Here is a 21,694-nt window from a genome sequence, read left to right as displayed (position 1 = left end):
TCGATGGTCACCGCCAACCGCTTCTGGAGCCAGATCTTCGGGATCGCGTTCTCCAACAAGCGCTGGCTGCACTTCTTCATGCTGTTCGTGCCGGTGATGGGTCTGTGGACCAGCAGCATCGGCATCATCGGCCTGGCCCTCAACCTGCGCGCCTACGACTTCGTGTCGCAGGAAATCCGCGCCGCTGAGGACCCCGAGTTCGAGACCTTCTACACCAAGAACATTCTGCTGAATGAAGGTCTGCGCGCCTGGATGGCGCCGGCTGACCAGCCGCACGAAAACTTCGTCTTCCCTGAAGAAGTGCTGCCCCGCGGCAACGCTCTCTGATCCCGGTCGACGTGCAGGATCGAGCCATCGGACGATCCGGCTAGCTTTCTCCAGCGCCCCCCAACGGGGCGCTTTTTTATGGAGTTTTAGGCTGCCTCTCTGCTGGGGCGACTGCCGATGCCAAGGTTCTTCCCCGGCAGGGGGCGTGCTGTCGGTGGCGGCGTCCCGGGCCCGGTGGATCGGTCCGCCTGGCTCGTCTTCTGGTGTGCCTTTGCCCTCTACTTCGGGGCTGTCGTGGTGCGCCACGCCTGGTTCCAGACCTCCGCCTGGGATCTGGGCATCTTCGATCAGGCCGTCTATCTGATTGGCGAGGGCCAGCCGCCGTTCAGCAGTTTTCTGGGATTTCACATCCTGGGGGATCACGGAGCCCTCGTGCTCTATCCGCTGGGATGGATCGATCGGCTGCTGCCATCGGTCTACACCCTGCTGGCCCTGCAGTCGGCGGCCCTGGCCTCCGCCGTCTTCCCCCTGCATCGCCTGGCCCGGCGGCGCCAGCTGGGGCCGCCGGCGACCCGCACCAGCCTGTGGGTGCTGGTGCTCTACCCGGTCGTGTTCAACACGGCCATCTTCGACTTTCACCCCGAGACGCTCGCCTTCCCGCTGGTGATGCAGGCGATCGTGTTGCTGGAGGAGCGTCGCCGCAGCGCCGATTGGCAGGTGGTCGGCTGCCTGCTGTTGGCTCTCACCTGCAAGGTCTCCCTGGCCCTGCTGGTGCTGGGCCTTGGTGGTTGGCTGCTGTTGCAGGGCCGCCGCTGGCTCGGTTGGCTGCTCTGTGGCCTGGCGGTCAGCTGGTTGCTGCTGATCGGTGGCTGGCTGATCCCCGCCTTTGGCGGTGAGGCCGCGTCCCTCAGCCGCCACCTGGGCAAGTTCGGCCTGGAGAGGGACGGCGGCTCCGCCGCCGGGGTGGCCCTGGCGATGCAGGCGCTGGGTTCCCTGGTCGGCCAGCTCGTCTCAGGGGCCAACCTGGCCTATGGGGTGCTGCTGCTGGCGCCGGTGCTCTATCTGGTGCTGCACGCCCGGCGCTGGCGGTTGTTGGCGGGATTGCTGCCCTTTGCGCCGCTGCTGCTGCTCAATCTGCTGGCCTCCCAGGCGAGCCTGAAGGATCTCGTGCATCACTATTCGCTGTTTCTGGTGCCGCTGCTGGCGGCCCAGGTGCAGTCCACCCTGGCTCCCGTCGGCCCTGCAGGGGTGGCGGGCTATCCCAACTGGCTGCGGCCCCGCCTGCTGCCGGTGGTGGTGGGCTGGGCGCTGCTCGCCTTCGTGTCCCTGTCGCGGCTGTCGTTTTTCCTGGGCCCGTTTCAGGAGTCCCTCGACAATGCTCCGGCGATGCGCGAGGCGATGGCGCTGGTCCGCCCCGAGGCGTCGGTGGTGGCCACCAACGCCCTGGCGGCCCATCTGGCCCGGCGCCCTTCCATCGATCTGCTCCGTTCCGAGACGGCCCGCAACCTCTCTGCTGTGGATCAGGTGCTGGTGGATGCCCGCCGCGGCAGCTGGAAAGCGTCGCCCAAGTTGATCCGCACGCTGCTGCGTCAATTGCGGGCAGATCCGGCCTGGTCAACCCGCTTTCAGCGGGACGACATCTGGCTGTTTGATCGCCGCTCGACCGCGAACTCCCCTACGATGGCGAGGTCCCGTCAGCAGTGATGTGGGCAGGGTTGTCGCAGCTCGTCTGCCGTCTCCCTGTTCCGAATGCATCGCCGGCTGTCAACCATCCAAACCAAGGAGGAGGTGCCCGTGAGTCACAGTTGTTCCAAGCAGGGTCTGCTGATCGCGGAGAACGCCGGCTGATTTCGGCGCCTGATTCCTGATCATTCGGTTCCGCGGCAAAGCGGACCCGGCGAGAGCCCCTGGGAGACAGCCGTCAGGTTGTGTCCCAGGGGCATCGTTTTGGTCGCAGGTTTTTGGCCAGATGGTCTTGGTTGAGCCATTTGGCTGAATCTTTTGACCGATTGTTGTCGGCAAGGTGTTTCGTCCCGGTTGTTTTCGGGTGCATGATTTCGGTTGAATGATTTCGGTCTACAAGTTTCGGCCCAAAGATTTCGCCTCGATGATTTCGGTCCAATGAATTCGGCCCAAAGGTTTCGGTCGAATCGTTTCAGCCCCTTCGCTTTGGCGCTCAGTTCGATCGAGTCAGTGGTTCGATCTGTCGCCCTCGTTGCACCGGGCGGCGACGTTGCACCGGCGGCGATGGCTCGCCTAGTCCCGGTCCTCAGCGCTCCAGCCAGGGAGCCAGGGCCTGGCGGGCGGCCGGGTTGTCGGGGCGGCCGCGCTGCAGGATGGCCACGCCGTCGCGGACGGTCTGCACGCCATAGCTCCCGGTGAGCTCGCGCAGTTGCTCCTGGCTGCGCTCCAGGGCCCGTTGGTCGCGGCGAAAGGCCACCCCGTAGCGCCGGAACCAGTCCAGATCAACGGCGATCCACTCGACCTGCCGCTCCTGGCCCGCCCGATCCCGATAGGTCACGCCGTCGGGGAAACGCACCAGCACCTCGCGCTGGGCCAGGTGGGGCACCAGGGGCGTGCTGGCCGCCACGCTCGCTCCCGCCGGGATCAACTGCAGGGCCCGCTGGGCCTCCTGGCCGTGCTGCCACTGGGCCAGCGGCGCGCTGTAGACCCAGGGCTGAACGCTGTCGGGGATCAGAAAGGAGAGGCTGCGGTTGGGGTTGCCCCCCACGGTGAACAGCAGCGAGAGGGCGATGCAGCCCGCCCACACGGCCCGCAGCCGGCGCGACTGGAAGGCCTGGGCATGGCGTTCCCACCAGAGCACCGCGCCCGCGAACAGGCCCGGCACCACCAGCAGGGTGTAGCGGATGTTGATCGAGAGCGGGTTGTTGCTGCCCTGGGCCAGCAGCAGTCCCAGCAGCGGCAGCCCCATCAGCAGCCAGCTGTCCAGGGCCACCAGCGGCACCAGCATCAGCGGCAGCCCCTGGCCCAGCAGGTAGCGCAGGGTCTGCCCCGGCGGACTCACCAGCTCGCGCAGCAGGATCAGCGGTTGGCCCAGGGCCTGGCGCAGCACCTGCAGGCTGCTCGCCTGCTCCTGGCCGGGGATGTACTGGCCGAAGTTCTCCACCATGAAGCGGCGGGAATTGTCCTCGCTGAACAGCGGCATCAGCACGTTGGTCACGATCACCACCCAGGCCCCGCCGTAGACCGCCAGGGCCAGGGCCAGGGGCCAGCGATCCCGCTGCCGGATCGCCAGCCAGAGGCCGATGCCCACCAGCAGCACGCCGGTGTCCTCGCGGATCAGGGGGATCGGCAGGGCCGCCAGGGCGATTAGCCAGGGCCGACGGTGTTCGAGGGCCAGCAGCAGGGCAAACACGCAGATCGGCAGCTGGCAGAGGTCGGTGAAGTTGCCCCAGGTGGGCCCCAGCACCGCGTTGGCCCCGTAGAAGGCGATCGTCAGCATCGCCGCCAGGCCAGGCTCCAGGCGCCGGAGAGCCAGGCGATGCAACACCAGTCCGGCCCCGGTCATCAGCCCCACCTGCACCAGGGGCAGGGCCCACTTGCCCAGGAGCGCCACCAGGGGGATCCAGAGCGCCAGCACCGGTGTGAAGTGCTGGCCGAGGCGGTGATAGCCGAGGGCCGGCCACTCGCCGCCATGCACCACGTTGGTGGAGAGCTGGGAGGAGAGGGTGCTCTCGAAGGGGTGGCCCCGCAGGCCGTTCCAGAGCACCTGCAGGAAGATCCCCTGGTCGTAGGAGGCGGTGAGCACCTGCAGGCGCCACCACTGCAGCAGCAGGCCCACCAGGGCGAACAGCGCGGCCGCCAGCAGCACCCGCCGCTGCGGAGAGAGGCGGAGGGGGGCGGGGGACATGGCTGGACCGACGGGGCTCGGCCGGAAATCTATGGGGGCTGGGGAGGCTCCGGCCATGGCCGCTAGGGTCGACGGTGCCCCGGCCTGCCTCCCTCGCCGCAGTGCCCAGCCCCCACGCTCCTGTGACCCAGACCGCCCCCGATCATCCGCAGCGGATCATCCGCACCCCCTGGGGGGAGTTGCGGCCGACGGTGGATCTGGCGCCCCTGCTCTACATCCTGGTCCTCTACGGCGTGGTGTATTTCCTGCCCTTCGGGGTGTTCGAGGCCTGGCGCAAGGGCGAGGACGGGCCTGCGGAATGGGTTCATTTCTTCGGCTATGCCGGTGCCTGCCTGTGTTCGCTGCTTGTGCTGTGGCGGCGGCGGCGGCAGGCGTGGCGCCCTGGCTGGATCGCCTGGCTGCTGCTGGCCCTGTTCTGCTTCTACGTGGCCGGCGAGGAGATCAGCTGGGCTGAGCGGCTGACCCAGCGCGGGGTGGAGGCGATCCAGGCGATCAATGCCCAGAAGGAGACGAATCTGCACAATCTGCCGGTGCTGCAGAACTATCTCCACTTCTCGTTCATTGTCAGCGGTCTGTTCCTGGGCTGGTTCGGCTGGCGCCTCTGGCCCGGCATCGATGCCCTGCCCTCCCGCTGGTACAGCCTCTACTTTCTGATTGTCGCTCTCTTCTACACCTACTGGGATCTCTCCTGGATCACCCTCGGCGATCGCATCCGCAACGACCAGGAGGCGATTGAGGTGCTGATGGCGGTGGGGCTGTTCCTGCACGCCCGATCGTTCGCCTTCCCGCCCAGGCGCCCGGACCCGCAGGGCTGAAGGGTGCCGCCGGCCGTCCTCAACGGGTCTCGGCCTTCACGGCGCTGATGGCCGCGGGCAGGCTCTGGCGCAGCTGCAGAAGGGCCTGGGGCTGGCCGCAGAGGCCCTGGCTCAGGTCGCGCAGGGCCTGGCGGATCGCCGCGGCGCTCGACTGGGCGGATGGCGTCTCGAGGCCGCGCCCCGCCGCACAGGCCCGCCAGTCCGCCAGCAGGACCACACTGCGGTAGGCCCCGGGCCAGGGATTGCTGGGCTCGGCCTGCTCCAGCCGGCTGAACCACTGGGCGGCGCCGTTGGGCCGGTTGCGCAGCACCTCCAACAGGGCCAGGCTCCAGAGGGCGTCGCGGTCGTCGGGGCGGCGGCTGAGCCGGCGGCGGGCCCATTGCTCCACCCGACGTTGGTAGAGGAAGTGGGGATCGAGCTGGTGCTGGGGGCCGATCGCCGCGAACAGGGGTGGCAGGCCCTCCGCGCCCCGCTCCAGGCCGCGGGAGAGGGCTTTGAACTGGGCGTCAAAGCGCTGGGGTGGGCCCGCCTGTGGGCGCCGCTGCCACAGTTCCAGCTGGCGTCCCTGGCTCCAGGGCCAGCGCTGCACCATCTGGAAGCGGCCGTCGCTGCGGACCCGCCGGCTCAGCTGCCGGGCAGCGGGGCGGCGTGTGCCCTGATCGCCGGTGGCCAGCAGCAGCCACTGGCTCTGGGCCAGCACGGGCTCGTGATCCTGGGGCCGTTGGCCCAGGCGGCGGGCCAGCACGGAGGCCCCCGCCAGGCGGCCGAAGCTGGTGAGGGTGTGCTCGTTCAGATCCTCGGTGTTGGCCACCAGCATCAAGGTGGCGGGGCGCTTCCCCAGCCGCTGGCGCAGGCTTGCCATCACCTCCGCCGCCGGCGACCCCGCGCTCCGCTCGATGGCCTGGGCCTGCTGCTGGGCCGTGCTGCCGGCGGCGCCGAGCAGCCCCAGGCCCAGCAGCCCCGCTGCTGTGGGGCGGCCCAGGCGTGGCTGCAGCCAGATCCCCAGCTCCCGCCAGCCCCAGCTCAGCATCAGGACCAGCAGGGGCAGCACCGGCGCGAAGTAGCGCGGATCCTTGTTGGGGCTGAGGCTGGTGAGCAGCCAGCCGCTCAGGCCGCAGCCCAGCAGCCAGGGCCAGCCGGGAGGCAGCTCCCGCAGCGGCTGATGCAGCAGCGACGGCAGCCTGCGGCGGCAGCGCCAGGCCGCCAGGGCCAGCCCCCCCAGGCCCACGCCCACGGTGAGGAGCCCCAGCTGGGAGGGCCACAGCCGTGGATACCAGAGCAGGCTGGCGAGGCCGAGGCCGGAGGGATCCCCCTCGGCCGCGCCCGACTCCACCACCGCCCGCTCGGTGCCCCCCAGGGTGGTGATCCAGTTGTGGTGCAGCCAGGGCAGCACCAGGACCAGCACCAGCGCCAGGACCGCCAGCACCTGCAGGCGCCGGCCCCGCTGCGCCAGACCCCGCCCCGCGGCCCAGAGGCAGGGGGGCACGAGCACCAGCAGGGCGCTCTGCTTCACCAGGATGGCGGCGGTCACCGCCAGGGCCGCGGCGATCGCCTGGGGCCAGCGGCCGGCGCCGGGGGCCTGCCAGCGGCCCAGCAGCCACAGCGCCAGCACGGAGGCGGCACTGACGGGCAGGTCCAGGGTGTAGTCCACCCGCAGGCTGGTCAGGGCCGGTGCGCTGGCCACCAGGGCTGCGGCCAGCAGCCCGAAGCGGCGCCCCTGCAGCTCCCGCCCCCAGCAGGCCACCACCACAAGCAGCAGGCTGTGCCAGAGGGCCAGGGCCCAGCTGGCCTGGTCAGGGGCCTGGCCGCTGATGGCCATCACCGTGCCGTTCACCAGCGAGGCCAGCGGCGGGATCTTGGGCGAGAGGTCCAGCAGGCCCTCCCACCCTGGCCAGCCACCGCCAGCCAGCAGCCCCAGGGCCCGGCCATGGTCCACGGCGCTGTTGAGGTAATCGGCCTGGTCCCAGGCGGGCAGGCGCTGATCCAGGGCCAGCCAGAGCCGGTCGGCGGCGGTGCTCAGGGCCCAGAGCCCCGACAGGGCAAGCCACCAGAGCCAGGGGCGGCGGTCGAACGGACTGGTCAGGGGGGATCCGGCAGTCAGCCGGCAGTCTGAAACGCGGGCCAACGGGCATCCCAGCCGACGTGTGTTCTGGCACACCCGACCTGGTGGTTCCCTCGGCCTGGCCAGAAACTGTGGACCTGGCGCATTGCGCCTTCCTCTTTTGGTGTGAGGACCATGAAACTGTTCCAGAAGCTTCTTCTGGCGCCTGCTGCCCTGGGCCTGATGGCTCCGATGGCTGCATCCGCCGCTGACCTGAATCTTGCCGGCGTCAACCAGTACGCCACCAGCGACGAGCAGGTGACCTCGATCACCCAGTTCTCGGACGTGCAGCCGACCGACTGGGCCTACCAGGCTCTGAGCAACCTGATCGAGCGCTACGGCTGCGTCGCTGGCTACCCCAACGGCACCTTCAAGGGCAAGCAGGCGATGACCCGCTATGAAGCGGCCGCCCTGCTGAACGCCTGTCTCGACCGGATCACCGAGGTGACCGACGAGCTGAAGCGCCTGATGAAGGAGTTCGAGAAGGAACTCGCCGTGCTGAAGGGCCGCGTGGATGGCCTGGAGGCCAAGGTGGGTGAGCTGGAAGCCACCCAGTTCTCCACCACCACCAAGCTGAAGGGCATCGCCACCTTCGTGCTCGGCGCCAACAGCTTCGGTGGTTCGGTTGAAGGCCTGCGTGACGCCGCTGCCGCCGTGGAGGGTGCCACCACCTTCAACTACGACGTTCGGCTGAACTTCGACACCAGCTTCACCGGCAAGGATTTGCTGCGCACCACCCTGCGCGCCGGTAACTTCGCCGACTCTGCCTTTGGCAACGGTGGCCTGAACCAGCTGGAAGTGGCCTTCCAGGAAGATTGCGGCACCGACGCCGACTGTGGTGACGTGGTGGCGATCAACCGCCTCTTCTACCAGTTCCCCATCGGCAGCAACTTCACCGCCACCATCGGTGGTCGTGTTCGCCAGGACGACATGCTGGCCATGTGGCCCAGCGCGTATCCCGCTGATACCGTCCTGGACATCTTCACCTACGCCGGTGCTCCCGGTACCTACAACCTGAACCTGGGTGCCGGTGCCGGTATCTGGTGGCAGAGCAACGGCTGGAGCATCAGCGCCAACTACGTGGCCGCCAACGGTGACGTGGGCAACCCCAACAACGGTGGTATCGGCACCGATGGTTCCCAGGAAACCGGGACCGTTCAGCTCGGTTACGCCGCCAAGAACTGGGGCCTGGCCGCCGCCTACAACTACAGCAACGGTGTGAGCCCCGCCAGCGGCACCCCCCTGGCTGTGGGTCTGGGCAGCACGGGCGCCTTCTTCGAGACGGTGAACTCCGTCGGCATCAGCGGCTACTGGCAGCCCACCACCAACGGTTGGGTTCCCTCCATCAGCGCTGGCTGGGGCATCAACTCCTACAACGAGGACAACGACGCCGCCAACTTTGATGGCGTGGCCAGCCAGTCCTGGTACGTCGGTCTGCAGTGGCAGGATGCCTTCATCAAGGGCAATGCCCTTGGTATGGCCGTGGGTCAGCCCACCTTCGTCACCAGCTGTGGCGACTTCTGCGACAAAACCCCCTTCGATGCCGGCTACGCCTGGGAGTGGTGGTACAAGTTCCAGGTCACCGACAACATCAGCGTGACCCCCGCCATCTTCTACCTCAGCAATCCGCTGGGTTCCGTTGGCAACGCTGCCCGTGTTGCCGCTGGCGAGAATGGTGCTGCTCTGACCAACTTCGGCGGTCTCGTCAAGACCACCTTCAAGTTCTGATCCAGCGCTTCGGCGAACTGATCCGGTCCGGTCTCAACCCTCACACAGTCCGGACCTTTTCCTCCTCACAGTTCTCGTTCACCTCATCTTCTGGCCGCGGCAACTGCCGCGGCTTTTTTATTGCCCAGGCGATCCACCAATCCGTGCTGGGGTGTCACCCTTGCGCTGCCGTCCAGGGTCCAGCTGGCCGACCGCATCGCCATGCCCCCGGCGGTCTTCCGGTTGCCCTGCCGCCTGGCCCAGGACACGTTCAACGGTGGTCCCGCCCCCAAGGACCGGGGCAGCCCCAACAGCTTCGGCTCCAGGGTGTAGACCACCTTCCGCCGCTGAGCGGATGGTCTGATCCCGGATGATGGGACCTGCTCCGCCGCTCGCCCATGCCCCAGGCCGCCCCCGACCCCTATCAGGTGCTCGGGGTGGCGCCCCTGGCCTCGGCCGCCGAGATCAAGGCCGCCTACCGCGCCCTGGTGAAGCAGCACCACCCGGACACCGGCGGTGACGCCCACACGATCCTGGAGCTCAATGCGGCCTGGGAGGTGCTGGGCGACGTGGACCGCCGCCGTCGCCACGACCAGCTGCGGGGCGGGGCTGCTGGCTCGGTGGCGGCGGCCCCAGGGGTGAGGACCGCGGCGGCCGGGGCCCGCGCGCCTGGAGGCGCGAGCTCAGGTCCGACCCGTCGGCGTCGTGCCGCCGACCAGGACAGCGAACTGGGCCAGTGGCTGCAGCTGGTGTATGCCCCGATTGATCGCCTGCTGGGCCAGGTGATCAATCCCTTCCCGGCCCAGTTGCGGGCCCTGTCGGCCGACCCCTACGACGACCAGCTGATGGAGGCGTTCTGCGCCTACCTCGAGCAGAGCCAGGCCCGGCTGGAGAAGGTGGTGGGTCTCTACCGCTCCCGGGCCTGTCCAGCCTCGGCCCAGGGGTTTGGGCTCAGCCTGTACCACTGCCTCAGCCAGGTGCAGGACGCCCTGGCCGAGCTGGAGCGCTACACGATGGGCTACGTGGACAGCTATCTCCACGACGGCCGCGAGATGCTGCGCGAGGCCAAGCGCCGCCGCACGCGGCTGCAGGAGGAGCGCCGGCGCCTGGATCTTTGAGGCCAGGGCCGCGTTCAGCGGCGATCCGCCGGCCGCGACGGACTCAGTAGGCCAGCAGCTGGTCGAGCCGCAGCCAGATGTCGGGCACGGGACGACGGAAGCGCAGCTGGGCGTAGTCGCCCTTCAAGGCCAGGATCTCGGCGGGACCTTCAAAGAGATAGTCCGGTGCGACGGGGTCGCTGGCGCCGGCCTCCAGGCTGCCGGCGTAGGCGGCCCGGTTCACCTTCACCAGGCTCCCCTTCTTGAGGGGGGCGGATGTCGGCGCTGGGCTCGGCGTCGCTGTCGGCGTCTCGGCCATGGGGAAGCGGGCGGTATGCCCAGGCTAGAGCCCCTGGTGCTGACTCTGGTCCGGGGGAGGCGATCCCGCCCTGGCGCTGGCCTGCCCTGCCGGTCCCTAGCCTGCGGCCAACCTTCGTGCGGTCTCGGCGTGCGCATTCTGCTGGTGGGCTGCAGCGGCTTCGTGGGCGCTGAACTGGTGCCGCTGCTGCTGGAGCGGGGCCATCAGCTCAGCCTGGTGAGCCGCCAGGCCCGGCCCCTGCCGGCCGTGGCCGATCCGCGCCTGGAGCGCCTGCAGGCCGACCCCGCCGATCCGGCCAGCTGGCAGCGCCCGGACCTGCAGGCGGCCCTGCAGGCCGCCGAGGCCGTGGTGAACCTGGCGGGCGAGCCCATCGCCGACCAGCGTTGGACGCCGGACCAGCTGCGGCTGCTGGAATCCAGCCGCGTCGCCACCACCCGCGCCCTGGTGGCGGCCCTGGCGGCCCGGTCCCAGCCCCCCGCCGTGCTGGTGAACGGCTCGGCCATCGGCTACTACGGCACCAGCACCACGGCCCGCTTCGATGAGAGCAGCCCTGCCGGTACTGACGTGCTCGGCCGGCTCTGTCAGGCCTGGGAGGCGGCGGCGGCCGAGGCGACGGCCTTCACCCGCCTGGTGATCCTGCGGATCGGCATCGTGCTCGCCCCCGGCGGCGGCGCCCTGGGCAAGATGCTGCCGGTGTTCCGCACGGGCTTCGGTGGGCCGATCGGCAGCGGTCGCCAGTGGATGAGCTGGATCTGCCGCACGGACCTCTGCGCCCTGATCGCTGCCGCCCTGGAGGATCCGGCCTACAGCGGCACCTACAACGCCGTGGCCCCCAACCCCTGCACCATGACGGCCTTCGCGTCTGAGCTGGGACGCACCCTCGGCCGCCCCAGCCTGCTGCCGGTGCCGGCGCCGGTGCTGCAGCTGCTGCTGGGGGAGGGCGCCCAGGTGGTGCTGGAGGGCCAGCGGGTGCAGCCGGCCCGGTTGCAGCAGCAGGGCTTCGCCTTCCGCTACCCCGAGCTCAGCGCTGCCCTCGCCGCTGCCACCAGCCCAGCAGCCCGCTGACCAGGGCGGCCGCCATCAACAGGCCGATGGCGGGGGTGAACAGGGGCTCCCAGAGCCTCTGGAACAGCGCCAGCGGTCCCCCGATCCCCTGGCCCTGCAGCACCACCGCCACGGCGAACCACAGGGCGCCGGCGATCACCAGGAACACATCGGCCACCAGCAGGCCGTCGAGCCAGCCCTTCAGGCGCTGCGGCAGGCCGGGATTGGGCGTGGTGCTGGGGGCCGTGGCGTTGGCGCTGGACTCAGGCATGGGGCTGGGGAACCGGGGCCGCGCCCTGCAGCTCGGCGCGGATGTCGGCGGCCATCCTGGCGGTGCCCCCGGGGCTGCCGATCCGCTCGCGGCCATTCGTCACCAGGGCGGTGTGGAAGCCGGGATCGCGCTCCAGCCGCTCTAGCAGAACCGCCACCAGCTGGGCGGTGCCCCGCAGCTGTTGCTCACTGCCGGGGCCGCCCCTGGCGCAGCTCAGGGAGGGCCCCAGCAGCCGGCGCTGGGCCTCGGCGAAGTTCTCCGTGAACTGGGGCCCTGCGCCCGCCAGCTGCAGCACCGGCTTGCCCAGCCCCACGGCCTGCTCGGCGGCGGTGCCGGCCGCCGCCAGCAGCAGGTCGCACTGCTGCACCACCGCGGCGAAGCGGCCCCACTCCAGGCCCACGGCCAGGGGGCCGCGCCGCAGCCAGCCCTGGCCTTCGCCCGCCAGCTCCAGCCGCCAGCCCAGCCGTTGGGCCAGCGGCGCCAGGGCGTCGCCATGGAGCTTGCCCACCAGGGCCGCATGGATGCCGAGGCGACCGGGGTCCTGCCAGGGGGCCTCCAGCTGTTCCAGGCTGCGCAGCATCAGCTCCAGGTTGTGCAGGGCTTCCGGCAGCCGGCTGCCCGGCAGCAGGCCGAGGCGCTGCTGCGGTGCCGCGCAGCCCGGCCCGCCGGAGGAGGGCGGCTGGGCCAGGGGCTCGGCTGGGGTCAGGGCCCCATCGAAGAACGGATTGCCCAGAAACTCCACTGGCCGCCCCAGCTGGGCGCTCAGGTCGCGGGCGGTGAGGGCATCGCGGCTGAACACCCGGCGGAAGCGGCGGCTGCGCAGGCAGGCGCCACAGGGCCAGGGCAACCGCAACCGACCCTCGTAGTGGCTCGAATAGGCCACCAGATAGGTCACCACGGGCCGGCGCGTCAGCCAGGCGGCCACCACCGGGATCACATCGCCCACCACCACGACCAGGGCATAGCGGCCGGCGATGCGGAACAGCAGCAGCAGGCGCCGCACCAGATAGGCGGCCTGGCCCTCCAGCACCTCCTTCAGGCGGGCGCCGCCGCTGGTGTATCCCAGGCCGCCGGTGCTGTATTCGCGGGTGCGGCCCAGCAGCGGCAGCCCGGCCTGGAGGTAGGCGCGGCCGTGCCCCACCAGCGGCAGGGCCTCCACCTCCAGCCCCTGCCGGCGCAGTTCCGTGCCGATCAGGGCACCGCTGAGGTCCTCCCCGTGGCCGTTGCTGACCAGCAGGATGCGGGCGCTCAAGCCGTCAGCCAGGCCTTGACCTTCTCCAGGGCCTGCCAGTCGGGCCGCCGGGCCAGGCCATCGGCGATCGACTCATCCAGCTCGGCCGCCAGTTCCGGGGCCATCAGCCGGATCCGCTTGACCAGATCGATGTGCTCGCGCACGCCCTTGGCATTGGTCTCCAGCATCGCCAGGCTGAGGTTGATGCGGGCCTGGGGGTCCTGGGGGTTGAGCTTCACGGCGGTGCGCGCCGCCCGCAGGGCCGTCTGGGGCTGGTTGTCGAGCAGCTGCAGCCAGGCCAGGCAGGTCCAGCCCGCCGAGAGCCGCGGCTCCTGCTGGGTGATGGTCACGAAGTCGTCGATCACCTCGGCCAGGGGAGCGCCCTGCTGGTAGCGGCCGATGGCCTGTTCGAACAGGGAGGCCCCCGCCGAGGGCGTGCTGGCGTCGGGGCTGGCGTCTCCCGTGGCGGGGGTGGTGGCCGTCATGGCGCTGCAGTGGGACGTGCGATGCCCTCAGATTGCCATTCGGGCGGCTGGCGGCGCCTCAGACGGCGAAGGAGCTGCCGCAGCCGCAGGTCTGGGAGGCGTTGGGGTTGCTGAAGTTGAAGCCGCCGCCGATCAGGGCCGTGGAGAAGTCGAGCTGCATCCCGTAGATGTAGAGGAGGCTCTTGGGATCGCTCACCACCGTGAAGCTGGGGGCGCCCTCCGGCTCGTAGAGGTACTGCTCGTCGTCGTCGCGGATCGTGCCGGCCTCCACGAAGTCCATCGTGTAGCTCATGCCGCTGCAGCCACCGGAGCGCACGCCCACCCGCAGCACCGTGTCGCCGCCCTGTTGGCTCATCAGCAGGGCCAGCTGCTTCATGGCCGGCTCAGTCACGAGGATGCCCTTGCCGCCCTGGGCCGTGAAGGTGGCCTGGGGCTGGTTGGTGTTGGCCTCCGGTGCTGCTGCAGCAGCCGGGGCGCCTGGATCGGTGGCGGCCGGGGTGGCCGCGGCAGGGGCTGTCGCGGTGGCCGTCGCGGTCTCGCTGGTCATGGCTGGCCTGACGCCGTTTGAAGCCACTCTATGGAGGCTGCCCCGGGCCTGGGCCGGTTTCCCCGCCCGCCGCTGCCCCCGCCGCCGGCAGGCCTCTCCATAGAGTCGTGCCCACTCAGGGAGCAGCAGGGTGCGCGTCGCCATCGTGGGTGCGGGATTGGCCGGTCTGGCGGCGGCGGTGGATCTGGTGGAGGCCGGCCACCAGGTGGACCTCTACGAGGCGCGCCCGTTCATGGGCGGCAAGGTGGGCAGCTGGGTGGATGGGGACGGCAACCACATCGAGATGGGGCTGCATGTGTTCTTCTTCAACTACGCCAACCTGTTCGCGCTGCTGCGCAAGGTGGGCGCCTTCGAGAACCTGCTGCCCAAGCCGCACACCCACCTGTTCGTGAACACGGGCGGCGACCTGCGCGAACTCGATTTCCGCTTTGCCCTCGGCGCTCCCTTCAACGGCCTCAAGGCCTTCTTCACCACCCCCCAGCTCGACTGGGTCGACAAGCTGCGCAACGCCCTGGCCCTGGGCACCAGTCCGATCGTGCGCGGCCTGATCGACTACGACGGCGCGATGAAGGTGATCCGCGATCTCGATCGCATCAGCTTCCAGCAGTGGTTCCTGGGCCACGGCGGCAGCCAGCAGAGCATCCAGCGGATGTGGAATCCGATCGCCTACGCCCTGGGCTTCATCGACTGCGAGGCCATCTCGGCCCGCTGCATGCTCACCATCTTCCTGATGTTTGCGGCGAAAACCGAGGCCTCCAAGCTCAACCTGCTCAAGGGCTCGCCCCACCGCTGGCTCACCGGCCCGATCCTGGACTACATCCAGCAGCGGGGCGCCCGCCTGCACCTGCGCCATCGGGTCACCGAGATCCACCACGAGACGGCGGCGACCGGCGAGACCCAGGTGACCGGCCTCACCCTGGGGACCCCCGACGGCGAGATCCAGGTGCAGGCCGATGCCTACCTGGCCGCCTGTGATGTGCCCGGTATCCAGCGGATGATCCCCGAGGCCTGGCGTCGCCACAGCCTGTTCGACAACATCTACAAGCTCGAGGCCGTCCCCGTGGCCACGGTGCAGCTCCGCTACGACGGCTGGGTGACGGAGCTGGGCGATTCCCCGGAAGCCCAGGCGGCCCGCGGCGATGTGAACCGCCCCGCCGGCCTCGACAACCTCCTCTACACCGCGGACGCCGACTTCAGCTGCTTCGCCGATCTGGCCCTGGCCAGCCCCGTCGACTACCGCAAGCCGGGTCTGGGCTCGCTGCTGCAGTGTGTGCTCACCCCCGGCGATCCCTGGATTCCCCGGAAAACCGAAGAGATCGTCGCCGCCACCGATGCCCAGGTGCGGCGCCTGTTTCCCTCGGCCGCCGGCCTCACGCTGGTGTGGAGCAACGTGGTCAAGCTGGCCCAGTCGCTGTATCGCGAAGCCCCCGGCATGGAGCCCTACCGGCCGGATCAGCGCACGCCGGTGGCCAACTTCTTCCTGGCCGGCAGCTACACGAAGCAGGACTACATCGATTCGATGGAAGGTGCCACCATGAGCGGCCGCCTGGCGGCGGCGGCGATCCTCGACCGTCCCGTCGCCCTGGCCGGCCAGGCGGTGCTCGCCCACTGACCCTCTTGCCCACTGCCCCGCGCACTGACCCCCCGCACCTCCTCCCATGGGCCGTTGGCTCGAGCACAGTGTCACCGCCGAGATCCAGGCCCCGGCTGATCGGGTCTGGACCGTCTGGGCTGACCTGGAGGCGATGCCCCGCTGGATGCGCTGGATCGAGTCGGTGGTGACCCTCGACGATCCCGACCTCACCGACTGGACCCTGGCGGCCCAGGGTTTCCGCTTCCACTGGAAGGCCCGCATCACCCAGCGGGTCGAGGCCCAGCAGCTCCACTGGGAATCGGTGGGGGGGCTGCCGACCAAGGGGGCGGTGCGGTTCTATCCCCAGGGCCCGGAGGCCACCACGGTGAAGCTCACGGTGAGCTACGAGCTGCCCGGGGTACTTGCGCCGCTGATGGAACCCAGCATCCTGGGGGGGATTGTGACCAAGGAACTCCAGGCGAACCTCGATCGGTTCCGCGATCTGGTGGAAAGCGGCTATGGCAAGGGCTGAGACGAGAGCGGCGACACGCAGGGGCCGTGGAGGATCCGGTGGTATCACCGTGCCCCCACAAGGGCGGGTGATCGCGCGGTTTCAACGGGCGGTGAGCCTGGTGGGGGCGTTCCCCCTGCTGCTCCTGGGGGCCTGCGGTGGCCCGCCGCCCCCGGCCGCTGAGGTGTCCGCCGTCCCGGCACCGCCACCGCCGCCGCCCGCTCCGGCGAAGCCCCTGCCGGCCTCCGCCTCGGTCACCCCCGGCTTCACGCCGCTGCCCTCGCCCCAGCAGGTGGTGGGTCCCCTGGCCAAGGGCCGCCCGGACCCCTTCGCCAGCCTGGAACTGGCCGGGCTGGGCACGGCGGGCGGGCCGGCCAAGCCCCAGCCGATCGCCCTGCCCTCCGGGTTCCGCTTCACCGGCGTGATCCGCAGCGGCGGCCAGTCCCAGGCGCTGGTGGAGGTGGGCGGCGAGGCCGGCCCGCTCTGCCTCGGCGCCAGGGGCAGCTGCCCGGGCACCGCGCCGCTGCTGCCGGCCGGCTGGAGCGTGGCCGCCATCGACGTGCAGAACGGCCTGCTGTCGCTGCGTCAGGGCAAACAGGCGCTCACCCTGTCGCTCTGAGGGCCTGGGCGCAGGCGGCCACCAGGCCATCCAGGTCGTAGGGGTGGGCCTCGGCGTCCACCCGACCCAGCAGCTCGCGGCAGGTCCGGCTGGTTTGGGGACCGATCGACACCAGGGCCACCGACGCCAGCCGCTCGCTCCAGGCGCTGCCGAACTGGCGCTCCAGCAGCTGGACAGTGTGGCGGACGGTCTTGCCGCTGCTGAAGGTGATGGCGCTCACGTCGCCGGCCGCCAGGGCCGCGGCGGTGGCGGCCGGCAGGGCCTCGGGGCAGCGGGACTCGTAGGCCGGCACCTCCACCACCCGTGCCCCGGCCTCACCGAAGGCCTCCGCCAGCAGGGTGCGGCCGCCGCTCTGTACCCGCGGCAGCAGCAGCCGCTGCCCCCAGCCCGACACCGGGAAGTGCTCGATCAGGCTGTCGGCCACGAAGTCCGGCGGCACGAAATCTGCCGGGGCGCCCAGGGCCTCCAGGCTGGCGGCCGTCTTGCGGCCCACCGCGGCGATCTTCAGGCCGGCCGGCCGGCCGGCGAGGCCGCGGCCCTGTTGCCGCAGCCGCGCCTCCACCGCCTCCACGCCGTTGGCACTGCTCACGATCAGCCAGTGGAAGTCCTCCAGTTCCGCCAGGGCGTCGTCGAGGGGGCCCCAGCTGTCGGGCGGGCCGATCACCAGGGCCGGCAGATCCAGCACCGTGGCGCCGGCCTGCTCGAACAGGCGGCGCGCTTCGCCCAGCTGCTGTTCGGCCCGGGTCACGGCGATGCGGTGGCCGCGCAGGGGCTGGGCCAGGGACTCGGCGGCGGCTGGGGTCTTGTTGGCGCTCGGGTCCGAGGGGGACGCCCCGGAGGGGGCTCCCGCGGGGATGGGCTCAGGCATCGGCTCAGGCCTCCAGCTTCACCATGGCGCCGGCCTGGGCCTGCAGCTGGGCGGCCTCGGCGCTGCGACCCTGGGCTGTCAGCAGCGCGATCGCCTGGCGGAAGCTGGCGCGGCAGCCCTCGATGTCCCCCCCCAGCAACAGCGCCACCGCCAGGTTCTGGTGGGTTTCGGCGTGCTCGGGACTGAGCCGCCGGGCCTCGCCGTAGGCCTCCAGGGCGCCGGCCAGATCGCCGGCCCGGCGCCGGATCAGCCCCAGGTTGTACCAGCCCAGACCCACCTCGGGCGCCACGGCGGTGGCGGTGCGGCAGAGATCCTCGGCGCCGCTCAGGTCGCCCTGGTGCAGCAGCAGGGCCGCCAGGTTGAGGCGGGCCGCCAGGGTGAGCCGTGGCGGCAGCGGCAGCGCCAGGGCCTGGCGGTAGAGCAGGCGGGCGGCCTGGGGATCGGCGGGGGCCACGGCGATGGCCTGGTGCAGCAGCAGCTCGTAGCGCTCGGGGTGGGCGCCCTCCGGGCAGTGCTCCAGGCCGCGGCGCAGCAGCGCCAGCCCCTGCTCCAGCCGGCCCTCGCTCACCTCCAGACTGCCGAGCTTGGCGCAGGCGTAGGGGTCGTTGGGACGTGCGGCCAGCTCGGCCTCCATGGCCTGCCGCAGCTGGGCCGCCTTGCGGCCGTCGGCCAGCAGTTCGGGCCGATAGCCGTCGTGGATCAGGGCGGGTTCGGGGCAGTCGGCGACGCGCCAGTGGGGTTCGGCGGCCTGCAGGGCGTCCACGCTGTCGTCCACCAGGGCGTGGTAGGCGCGGCTCCAGCGGATGGCGGGGTGGCGCCGGAACAGGCGGCTGACGCTGGAGTACGGCGACTGGGCCGCGCCCCGCTCGAAGCGCAGCAGGTTGATCAGCAGCACGTCGGGCTGGGCCATCAGGGCCCGCAGCGGCGCGATGGCCTCCGGCCGCAGGGTCTCATCGGCGTCGAGCACCAGCACCCAGTCGCCGTGGACGAACTCCAGCGCCTGGTTGCGGGCCGGGGCGAAGTCCCCCGGCCAGGGGATCCGGTGCACCGTGGCCCCCAGGCGCTCGGCGATGGCGACCGTGTCGTCGCTGGAGCCGGTGTCCACCACCACCAGCTCGTCGGCGAAGCCCTGCACCGAGCCCAGGCAGGCCTCCAGCCGCTCCGCCTCGTCGCGCACGATCATCGACAGGCTGAGCATGGGCGGCCGGCGGCGGGGAGGCAGGCCCGAGGCTAGGGGCACTGGGCCAGCGCCACGGCGCGGCCTCAGTCGGTGAAGCCGCCCTCCAGGGCTGCGGCCGCTAGGCCCAGCCGCTCCAGCAGCACCGCCTGGGCCTGGGGCATCTGGCCGGGGCTGAAGGCCGCCGGGATCCCCGCCGGCACCAGGGGGCGCAGCCGCTCCCACAGGTAGGGGCTGCCGTAGACCGCCAGCCCCGCCAGCCGATCTGCCGCCAGCAGCTGGGCCAGGGCGGCGGGCCAGGGCTCGTCGCCGCCGGCGCTGCCCCGGAAGGGGTTGCCCCGCACGAACAGCTGCAGCAGCACCGGGCCCGCCGGCAGCCGCTCCAGGGCCAGGGGAGCCGCGGGATCGCCGCTCCAGGGGCTGGGGCTGCGGCCCTCGATCAGGCAGGCCCCGTAGCCGGCGGCGGCGGGCCTCAGCAGGGCCGGGGCCATGGCGGGCAGGAACGGGCCGTTCAGGGCCGTGTCCAGCCGGATCAGGTTGACGCCGGGGCCCGCGGCCAGGACTGGGGTGGGGGTCTGGGCCTGCTCCAGGCTCAGCTCCAGCAGCTCCCGGCTCAAGGCCTGCTCCTCGGCCGACACCAGGCCGTCCAGGGCAACGTCCACCGGCTCCAGGGGCGCGTCGCCGAGCCCGGCCAGGGCCTGCTCCCGTCGCGCCAGGCTCTCCTCCAGGCGTGCCATCGCGATGCGGCCGCTGGCGAGGGCCGCCACCAGGCCGTCGATGGCCGCGTCGGCATCGGCCGGCATCAGGATCAGGTCGGCTCCGGCCCCAAAGGCCAGCACCGCCGCCTCGGCGGCCCCGTAGCGGCCGGCGATCGCCTCCATCACTAGGGCGTCGGTCACCACCAGGCCGCTGAAGCCCAGATCCCGGCGCAGCAGCCCCTCCAGCACCGCGGCCGAGAGGGTGGCGGGCCGTTCGGGATCCAGGGCCGGCAGCTGCAGGTGGGCCGTCATCACCGCGGCCACGCCGGCGGCGATGGCGGCGCGGAAGGGGGGCAGTTCCACCGCCTCCAGGCGGGCGCGGCTGTGGGGCAGCAGCGGCAGCTCCAGGTGGGAGTCCGTGCTGGTGTCGCCGTGGCCGGGGAAGTGCTTGGCGCAGGCCAGCACGCCGGCCCCCTGGCAGCCCTGAACGAAGGCCGCCGCCAGCGCCCCCGCCGTGGCCGGATCCTCCCCCCAGGCCCGCACGTTGATCACCGGGTTGGCCGGGTTGTTGTTCACATCGCACACCGGGCCCAGCACCCAGTTCAGCCCCAGCAGCCGGGCCTGGCGGCCGGTGCAGCGGCCGTAGCGCCCGGCCAGGTCCACCGCCCGCTGCGGATCGCGCCCGTACAGCCGGCCCACGGCCAGGGGAGGCACCAGCCAGCTGGCCCCCTCGAAGCGCTGGCCCACGCCCTCCTCCACGTCGGCGCACAGCAGCAGGGGCCCATCCGCCCAGCGGCGCAGTTGGTCGGTGCGCAGCCGCAGCTCGGCGGCGCTCCCCCCCAGCAGGATCACCCCGCCGACCCCGGCCTCCAGCAGTCGTTGCAGTTCGGCGTTGGGCAGCTCCCAGCGGGGGTAGCGGCGCTGGCCGTCGCTCCAATGGCCGCTGCCGCGCACCACCAGCAGCTGGGCCACCCGGCGGCGCAGGTCAGATGTCATGGCGCAGCGGTCCCGGTTCAGTCGTCATCGCCGCGGCCGGGCATGGGGCCGTCCTCGGGATCGCCGGACAGGCCAGCCTCGGGATTCGTTGCGGTCTCGACGTCGTCCGTGCCGGCGGGGATCTCGCCGCGCTCGCGGCGCCGCTCCTCCAGCTGGTTGAGCAGCCCCAGCACCGAGGTGCCCTTCTCGATGCCCCGGTCCAGCTGGAACACCACCTCGGGGGTGCGGCGCATGGCCAGGCGCCGGCTCAGTTCCCCCTTCACGTAGCCCGAGGCGGCCCGCAGGCCCGCCAGCACCTGCTGCTGGTCCTCGGGGGTGCCGTAGACGCTCACGAAGATCTTGCAGTGCTGCAGGTCGCCGGCCACGTCCACGTTGGTGACGCTCACCATGCCGAGGCCGACCCGGTCGTCCTTGATGCCGCTCACCAGCAGCTCGCTCACCTCGCGCCGGATCAGCGCTGCCACCCGTTCGACGCGCCTGCCCTGTGCCATCCCTATGCGATCGGTGCTGGGCTCACCATGGCACGCAGGATCAGGCCCAGGCTCAGCATCCCGCTCACCAGCGCACCGATCAGCGACACCGCCGTGACCGGGTTGCTGCGCCGCTGGGCCAGGGGTTCCACCACGGAGTTCAGCACCCCGAGCCCGAAGGCGATCAGGTAGCGGGGGTAGCGGGTGACGTTGACGAAGAAGTCCCTCATGGCGCTGGGCTGACGTGGCGGCTGGTCTGTGCTGGCTACTCTGCCGCCAGAGGCTGCCGTGGCGGCCCATCCGCCGCCCGATCCCCATGCTGGAGCTCCACCAGTTCCGCCATTCCGCCTTCTGCGAGAAGGTGCGGCTGATCCTGGCGGCCAAGCAGCTCACCTACGCCGTGGTGGAGGTCACCCCGGGCCTGGGCCAGCTGGAGCTGTTCCGGCTCTCGGGCCAGCGCCAGGTGCCGGTGCTGGTGGATGGCACCGAGGTGATTGCCGACTCCAGCGCCATTGCCCTCCATCTGGAGGGCAAGGTGACCTCGCCGCCGCTGCTGCCGGCCGATCCCGCCGCCCGGGCCCGGGTGCTGCTGCTCGAGGACTGGGCCGACACGGCCCTGGCCGCCGGGGCCCGGCTGGCCCTGGTGCAGGCCGCGGCGGCCGATCCGGTGCTGCGCGGCGCCCTGTTGCCGGAGGCCACCCCGGGCCCGCTGCGCTCCCTGGTGGGGGCGCTGCCGGGTCCGCTGCTCAGCGGCGTGGGCCAGGTGATCGACCACGGCGGCCTGGAGCAGCTGCGCCGCAATCTGGAGCAGCTCACGGCCCTGGTGGCGGCCGGGCCCTATCTGGTGGGCGAGCGCCTGTCCCTGGCGGATCTGGCGGTGGCGGGCCAGCTGTCGCTGCTCCGCTTCCCGGCCGCCGCCGGCGCCCCCCTAGCGGGCCTGGGCGTGCCCGGCATCGCCGACGATCCCCAGCTGGAGCCCCTGTTCACCTGGCGCGATCGCATCGGCGCCGAGGTGGGGCGTCCCTGA

Annotated in this window: 21 protein-coding genes and 1 pseudogene; 10 read left to right on the top strand and 12 right to left on the bottom strand. The window is 71.3% G+C overall.

The window, feature by feature from the left end; all coding sequences use genetic code 11:
- Both ACLV7J_RS15080 and ACLV7J_RS15075 read left to right on the top strand, forming a co-directional pair.
- Window positions 1–327 (top strand): annotated as a pseudogene (locus ACLV7J_RS15080) (photosystem II D2 protein (photosystem q(a) protein)); the annotation flags it as partial.
- A 174-nt stretch (window positions 328–501) separates the two neighbouring features.
- The gene (locus tag ACLV7J_RS15075; RefSeq protein ID WP_411869881.1) at window positions 502–1,971 is read left to right on the top strand and encodes a DUF2079 domain-containing protein; all 1,470 of its coding nucleotides are present in this window, start codon (window positions 502–504) and stop codon (window positions 1,969–1,971) included.
- A gap of 565 nt (window positions 1,972–2,536) precedes the next feature.
- Here the strand turns inward: ACLV7J_RS15075 and ACLV7J_RS15070 are convergent.
- The gene (locus ACLV7J_RS15070; RefSeq protein ID WP_411869880.1) at window positions 2,537–4,138 is read right to left on the bottom strand and encodes a DUF2079 domain-containing protein; all 1,602 of its coding nucleotides are present in this window, start codon (window positions 4,136–4,138) and stop codon (window positions 2,537–2,539) included.
- Between the two features lie 122 nt (window positions 4,139–4,260).
- Between ACLV7J_RS15070 and ACLV7J_RS15065 the strand changes: the two genes are divergently transcribed.
- Window positions 4,261–4,953, top strand: a complete 693-nt coding sequence (locus ACLV7J_RS15065) for a pectate lyase (RefSeq protein WP_411869879.1) — start codon at window positions 4,261–4,263, stop codon at window positions 4,951–4,953.
- 19 nt (window positions 4,954–4,972) lie between these two features.
- Here the strand turns inward: ACLV7J_RS15065 and ACLV7J_RS15060 are convergent, their stop codons facing one another.
- Window positions 4,973–7,078, bottom strand: a complete 2,106-nt coding sequence (locus tag ACLV7J_RS15060) for a glycosyltransferase family 39 protein (protein WP_411869878.1) — start codon at window positions 7,076–7,078, stop codon at window positions 4,973–4,975.
- Window positions 7,079–7,189: 111 nt separating this feature from the next.
- On the opposite strand from ACLV7J_RS15060, the gene ACLV7J_RS15055 reads away from it, so the two are divergent.
- Both ACLV7J_RS15055 and ACLV7J_RS15050 read left to right on the top strand, forming a co-directional pair.
- Window positions 7,190–8,782, top strand: a complete 1,593-nt coding sequence (locus ACLV7J_RS15055; RefSeq protein WP_411869877.1) for an iron uptake porin — start codon at window positions 7,190–7,192, stop codon at window positions 8,780–8,782.
- Window positions 8,783–9,159: 377 nt separating this feature from the next.
- Complete coding sequence (locus tag ACLV7J_RS15050; protein ID WP_411869876.1) at window positions 9,160–9,879, top strand: J domain-containing protein; 720 nt, start codon at window positions 9,160–9,162, stop codon at window positions 9,877–9,879.
- A gap of 43 nt (window positions 9,880–9,922) precedes the next feature.
- Here ACLV7J_RS15050 and ndhO read toward each other — a convergent pair whose 3' ends face one another.
- The gene (gene ndhO, locus ACLV7J_RS15045) at window positions 9,923–10,177 is read right to left on the bottom strand and encodes an NAD(P)H-quinone oxidoreductase subunit O (RefSeq protein WP_411869875.1); all 255 of its coding nucleotides are present in this window, start codon (window positions 10,175–10,177) and stop codon (window positions 9,923–9,925) included.
- A gap of 129 nt (window positions 10,178–10,306) precedes the next feature.
- Between ndhO and ACLV7J_RS15040 the strand changes: the two genes are divergently transcribed.
- Window positions 10,307–11,242 carry a TIGR01777 family oxidoreductase gene (locus ACLV7J_RS15040; protein WP_411869874.1) on the top strand — a complete coding sequence of 312 codons (936 nt, stop codon included), beginning with the start codon at window positions 10,307–10,309 and terminating at the stop codon, window positions 11,240–11,242.
- Here the strand turns inward: ACLV7J_RS15040 and ACLV7J_RS15035 are convergent.
- Genes ACLV7J_RS15035 through ACLV7J_RS15020 form a run of 4 tightly spaced genes read right to left on the bottom strand, consistent with a single transcriptional unit; the run spans window position 11,199 to window position 13,755 of the window.
- The gene (locus ACLV7J_RS15035) at window positions 11,199–11,492 is read right to left on the bottom strand and encodes a hypothetical protein (RefSeq protein WP_411869873.1); all 294 of its coding nucleotides are present in this window, start codon (window positions 11,490–11,492) and stop codon (window positions 11,199–11,201) included. The genes ACLV7J_RS15040 and ACLV7J_RS15035 overlap by 44 nt on opposite strands.
- Window positions 11,485–12,744 carry a lipid-A-disaccharide synthase-related protein gene (locus tag ACLV7J_RS15030; protein WP_411869872.1) on the bottom strand — a complete coding sequence of 420 codons (1,260 nt, stop codon included), beginning with the start codon at window positions 12,742–12,744 and terminating at the stop codon, window positions 11,485–11,487. The genes ACLV7J_RS15035 and ACLV7J_RS15030 overlap by 8 nt, the downstream gene beginning before the upstream one ends.
- Entirely contained in the window at window positions 12,741–13,208 is a 468-nt protein-coding gene (locus ACLV7J_RS15025; RefSeq protein WP_411869871.1) for a hypothetical protein, read from the bottom strand. Before ACLV7J_RS15025 ends, ACLV7J_RS15030 begins: the two co-directional genes overlap by 4 nt.
- A 58-nt stretch (window positions 13,209–13,266) precedes the next feature.
- Window positions 13,267–13,755, bottom strand: coding sequence for a HesB/IscA family protein (locus tag ACLV7J_RS15020; protein ID WP_411869870.1), 489 nt, complete (start codon window positions 13,753–13,755; stop codon window positions 13,267–13,269).
- A 130-nt stretch (window positions 13,756–13,885) separates the two neighbouring features.
- On the opposite strand from ACLV7J_RS15020, the gene zds reads away from it, so the two are divergent.
- From zds to ACLV7J_RS15005, 3 genes are read left to right on the top strand one after another with little or no spacing between them, the layout of a single operon-like run.
- Window positions 13,886–15,367 (top strand): 9,9'-di-cis-zeta-carotene desaturase, encoded by a 1,482-nt coding sequence (gene zds, locus ACLV7J_RS15015; protein ID WP_411869869.1) that lies wholly within the window; start codon window positions 13,886–13,888, stop codon window positions 15,365–15,367.
- A 46-nt stretch (window positions 15,368–15,413) separates the two neighbouring features.
- Window positions 15,414–15,860: an SRPBCC family protein gene (locus ACLV7J_RS15010; protein ID WP_411869868.1), complete on the top strand. Its 447-nt coding sequence runs from the start codon at window positions 15,414–15,416 to the stop codon at window positions 15,858–15,860.
- A gap of 49 nt (window positions 15,861–15,909) precedes the next feature.
- A complete protein-coding gene (locus ACLV7J_RS15005; RefSeq protein WP_411869867.1) occupies window positions 15,910–16,458 on the top strand; it encodes a hypothetical protein in 549 nt (182 codons plus the stop codon).
- On the opposite strand, the gene ACLV7J_RS15000 is transcribed toward ACLV7J_RS15005, so the two are convergent.
- From ACLV7J_RS15000 to ACLV7J_RS14980, 5 genes are all read right to left on the bottom strand, one after another.
- On the bottom strand, window positions 16,442–17,326 hold the full coding sequence (locus ACLV7J_RS15000) for a uroporphyrinogen-III synthase (protein ID WP_411869866.1): 885 nt from the start codon (window positions 17,324–17,326) through the stop codon (window positions 16,442–16,444). The genes ACLV7J_RS15005 and ACLV7J_RS15000 overlap by 17 nt on opposite strands.
- Before the next feature lie 4 nt (window positions 17,327–17,330).
- On the bottom strand, window positions 17,331–18,524 hold the full coding sequence (locus ACLV7J_RS14995) for a glycosyltransferase (protein WP_411869865.1): 1,194 nt from the start codon (window positions 18,522–18,524) through the stop codon (window positions 17,331–17,333).
- A 65-nt stretch (window positions 18,525–18,589) separates the two neighbouring features.
- Complete coding sequence (locus ACLV7J_RS14990; RefSeq protein WP_411869864.1) at window positions 18,590–20,197, bottom strand: glycoside hydrolase family 3 N-terminal domain-containing protein; 1,608 nt, start codon at window positions 20,195–20,197, stop codon at window positions 18,590–18,592.
- Window positions 20,198–20,214: 17 nt separating this feature from the next.
- The gene (gene rbfA, locus ACLV7J_RS14985; protein ID WP_411869863.1) at window positions 20,215–20,688 is read right to left on the bottom strand and encodes a 30S ribosome-binding factor RbfA; all 474 of its coding nucleotides are present in this window, start codon (window positions 20,686–20,688) and stop codon (window positions 20,215–20,217) included.
- 2 nt (window positions 20,689–20,690) lie between these two features.
- Entirely contained in the window at window positions 20,691–20,897 is a 207-nt protein-coding gene (locus tag ACLV7J_RS14980) for a DUF751 family protein (RefSeq protein ID WP_255127494.1), read from the bottom strand.
- Between the two features lie 86 nt (window positions 20,898–20,983).
- On the opposite strand from ACLV7J_RS14980, the gene ACLV7J_RS14975 reads away from it, so the two are divergent.
- On the top strand, window positions 20,984–21,694 hold the full coding sequence (locus tag ACLV7J_RS14975; protein ID WP_411869862.1) for a glutathione S-transferase family protein: 711 nt from the start codon (window positions 20,984–20,986) through the stop codon (window positions 21,692–21,694).

The sequence above is a fragment of the Vulcanococcus limneticus LL genome (genome assembly GCF_943369875.1).
Lineage (GTDB): Bacteria > Cyanobacteriota > Cyanobacteriia > PCC-6307 > Cyanobiaceae > Vulcanococcus > Vulcanococcus limneticus_A.
The sequence above is the reverse complement of the archived record's forward strand: the minus strand, read 5'-3'. Positions and strand labels throughout refer to the sequence as shown.

Excerpts from the sequence above, each read along its gene's own strand:
- ACLV7J_RS14995 (WP_411869865.1), bottom strand. The coding sequence starts at position 18,524 with ATGCTCAGCCTGTCGATGATCGTGCGCGACGAGGCGGAGCGGCTGGAG.
- ACLV7J_RS15035 (WP_411869873.1), bottom strand. The coding sequence starts at position 11,492 with ATGCCTGAGTCCAGCGCCAACGCCACGGCCCCCAGCACCACGCCCAAT.
- ndhO (WP_411869875.1), bottom strand. The coding sequence starts at position 10,177 with ATGGCCGAGACGCCGACAGCGACGCCGAGCCCAGCGCCGACATCCGCC.
- ACLV7J_RS15000 (WP_411869866.1), bottom strand. The coding sequence starts at position 17,326 with ATGCCTGAGCCCATCCCCGCGGGAGCCCCCTCCGGGGCGTCCCCCTCG.
- ACLV7J_RS14975 (WP_411869862.1), top strand. The coding sequence starts at position 20,984 with ATGCTGGAGCTCCACCAGTTCCGCCATTCCGCCTTCTGCGAGAAGGTG.
- ACLV7J_RS15070 (WP_411869880.1), bottom strand. The coding sequence starts at position 4,138 with ATGTCCCCCGCCCCCCTCCGCCTCTCTCCGCAGCGGCGGGTGCTGCTG.
- ACLV7J_RS15025 (WP_411869871.1), bottom strand. The coding sequence starts at position 13,208 with ATGACGGCCACCACCCCCGCCACGGGAGACGCCAGCCCCGACGCCAGC.
- ACLV7J_RS15050 (WP_411869876.1), top strand. The coding sequence starts at position 9,160 with ATGCCCCAGGCCGCCCCCGACCCCTATCAGGTGCTCGGGGTGGCGCCC.
- ACLV7J_RS15055 (WP_411869877.1), top strand. The coding sequence starts at position 7,190 with ATGAAACTGTTCCAGAAGCTTCTTCTGGCGCCTGCTGCCCTGGGCCTG.
- ACLV7J_RS15020 (WP_411869870.1), bottom strand. The coding sequence starts at position 13,755 with ATGACCAGCGAGACCGCGACGGCCACCGCGACAGCCCCTGCCGCGGCC.
- ACLV7J_RS14990 (WP_411869864.1), bottom strand. The coding sequence starts at position 20,197 with ATGACATCTGACCTGCGCCGCCGGGTGGCCCAGCTGCTGGTGGTGCGC.
- ACLV7J_RS15010 (WP_411869868.1), top strand. The coding sequence starts at position 15,414 with ATGGGCCGTTGGCTCGAGCACAGTGTCACCGCCGAGATCCAGGCCCCG.
- ACLV7J_RS14980 (WP_255127494.1), bottom strand. The coding sequence starts at position 20,897 with ATGAGGGACTTCTTCGTCAACGTCACCCGCTACCCCCGCTACCTGATC.
- rbfA (WP_411869863.1), bottom strand. The coding sequence starts at position 20,688 with ATGGCACAGGGCAGGCGCGTCGAACGGGTGGCAGCGCTGATCCGGCGC.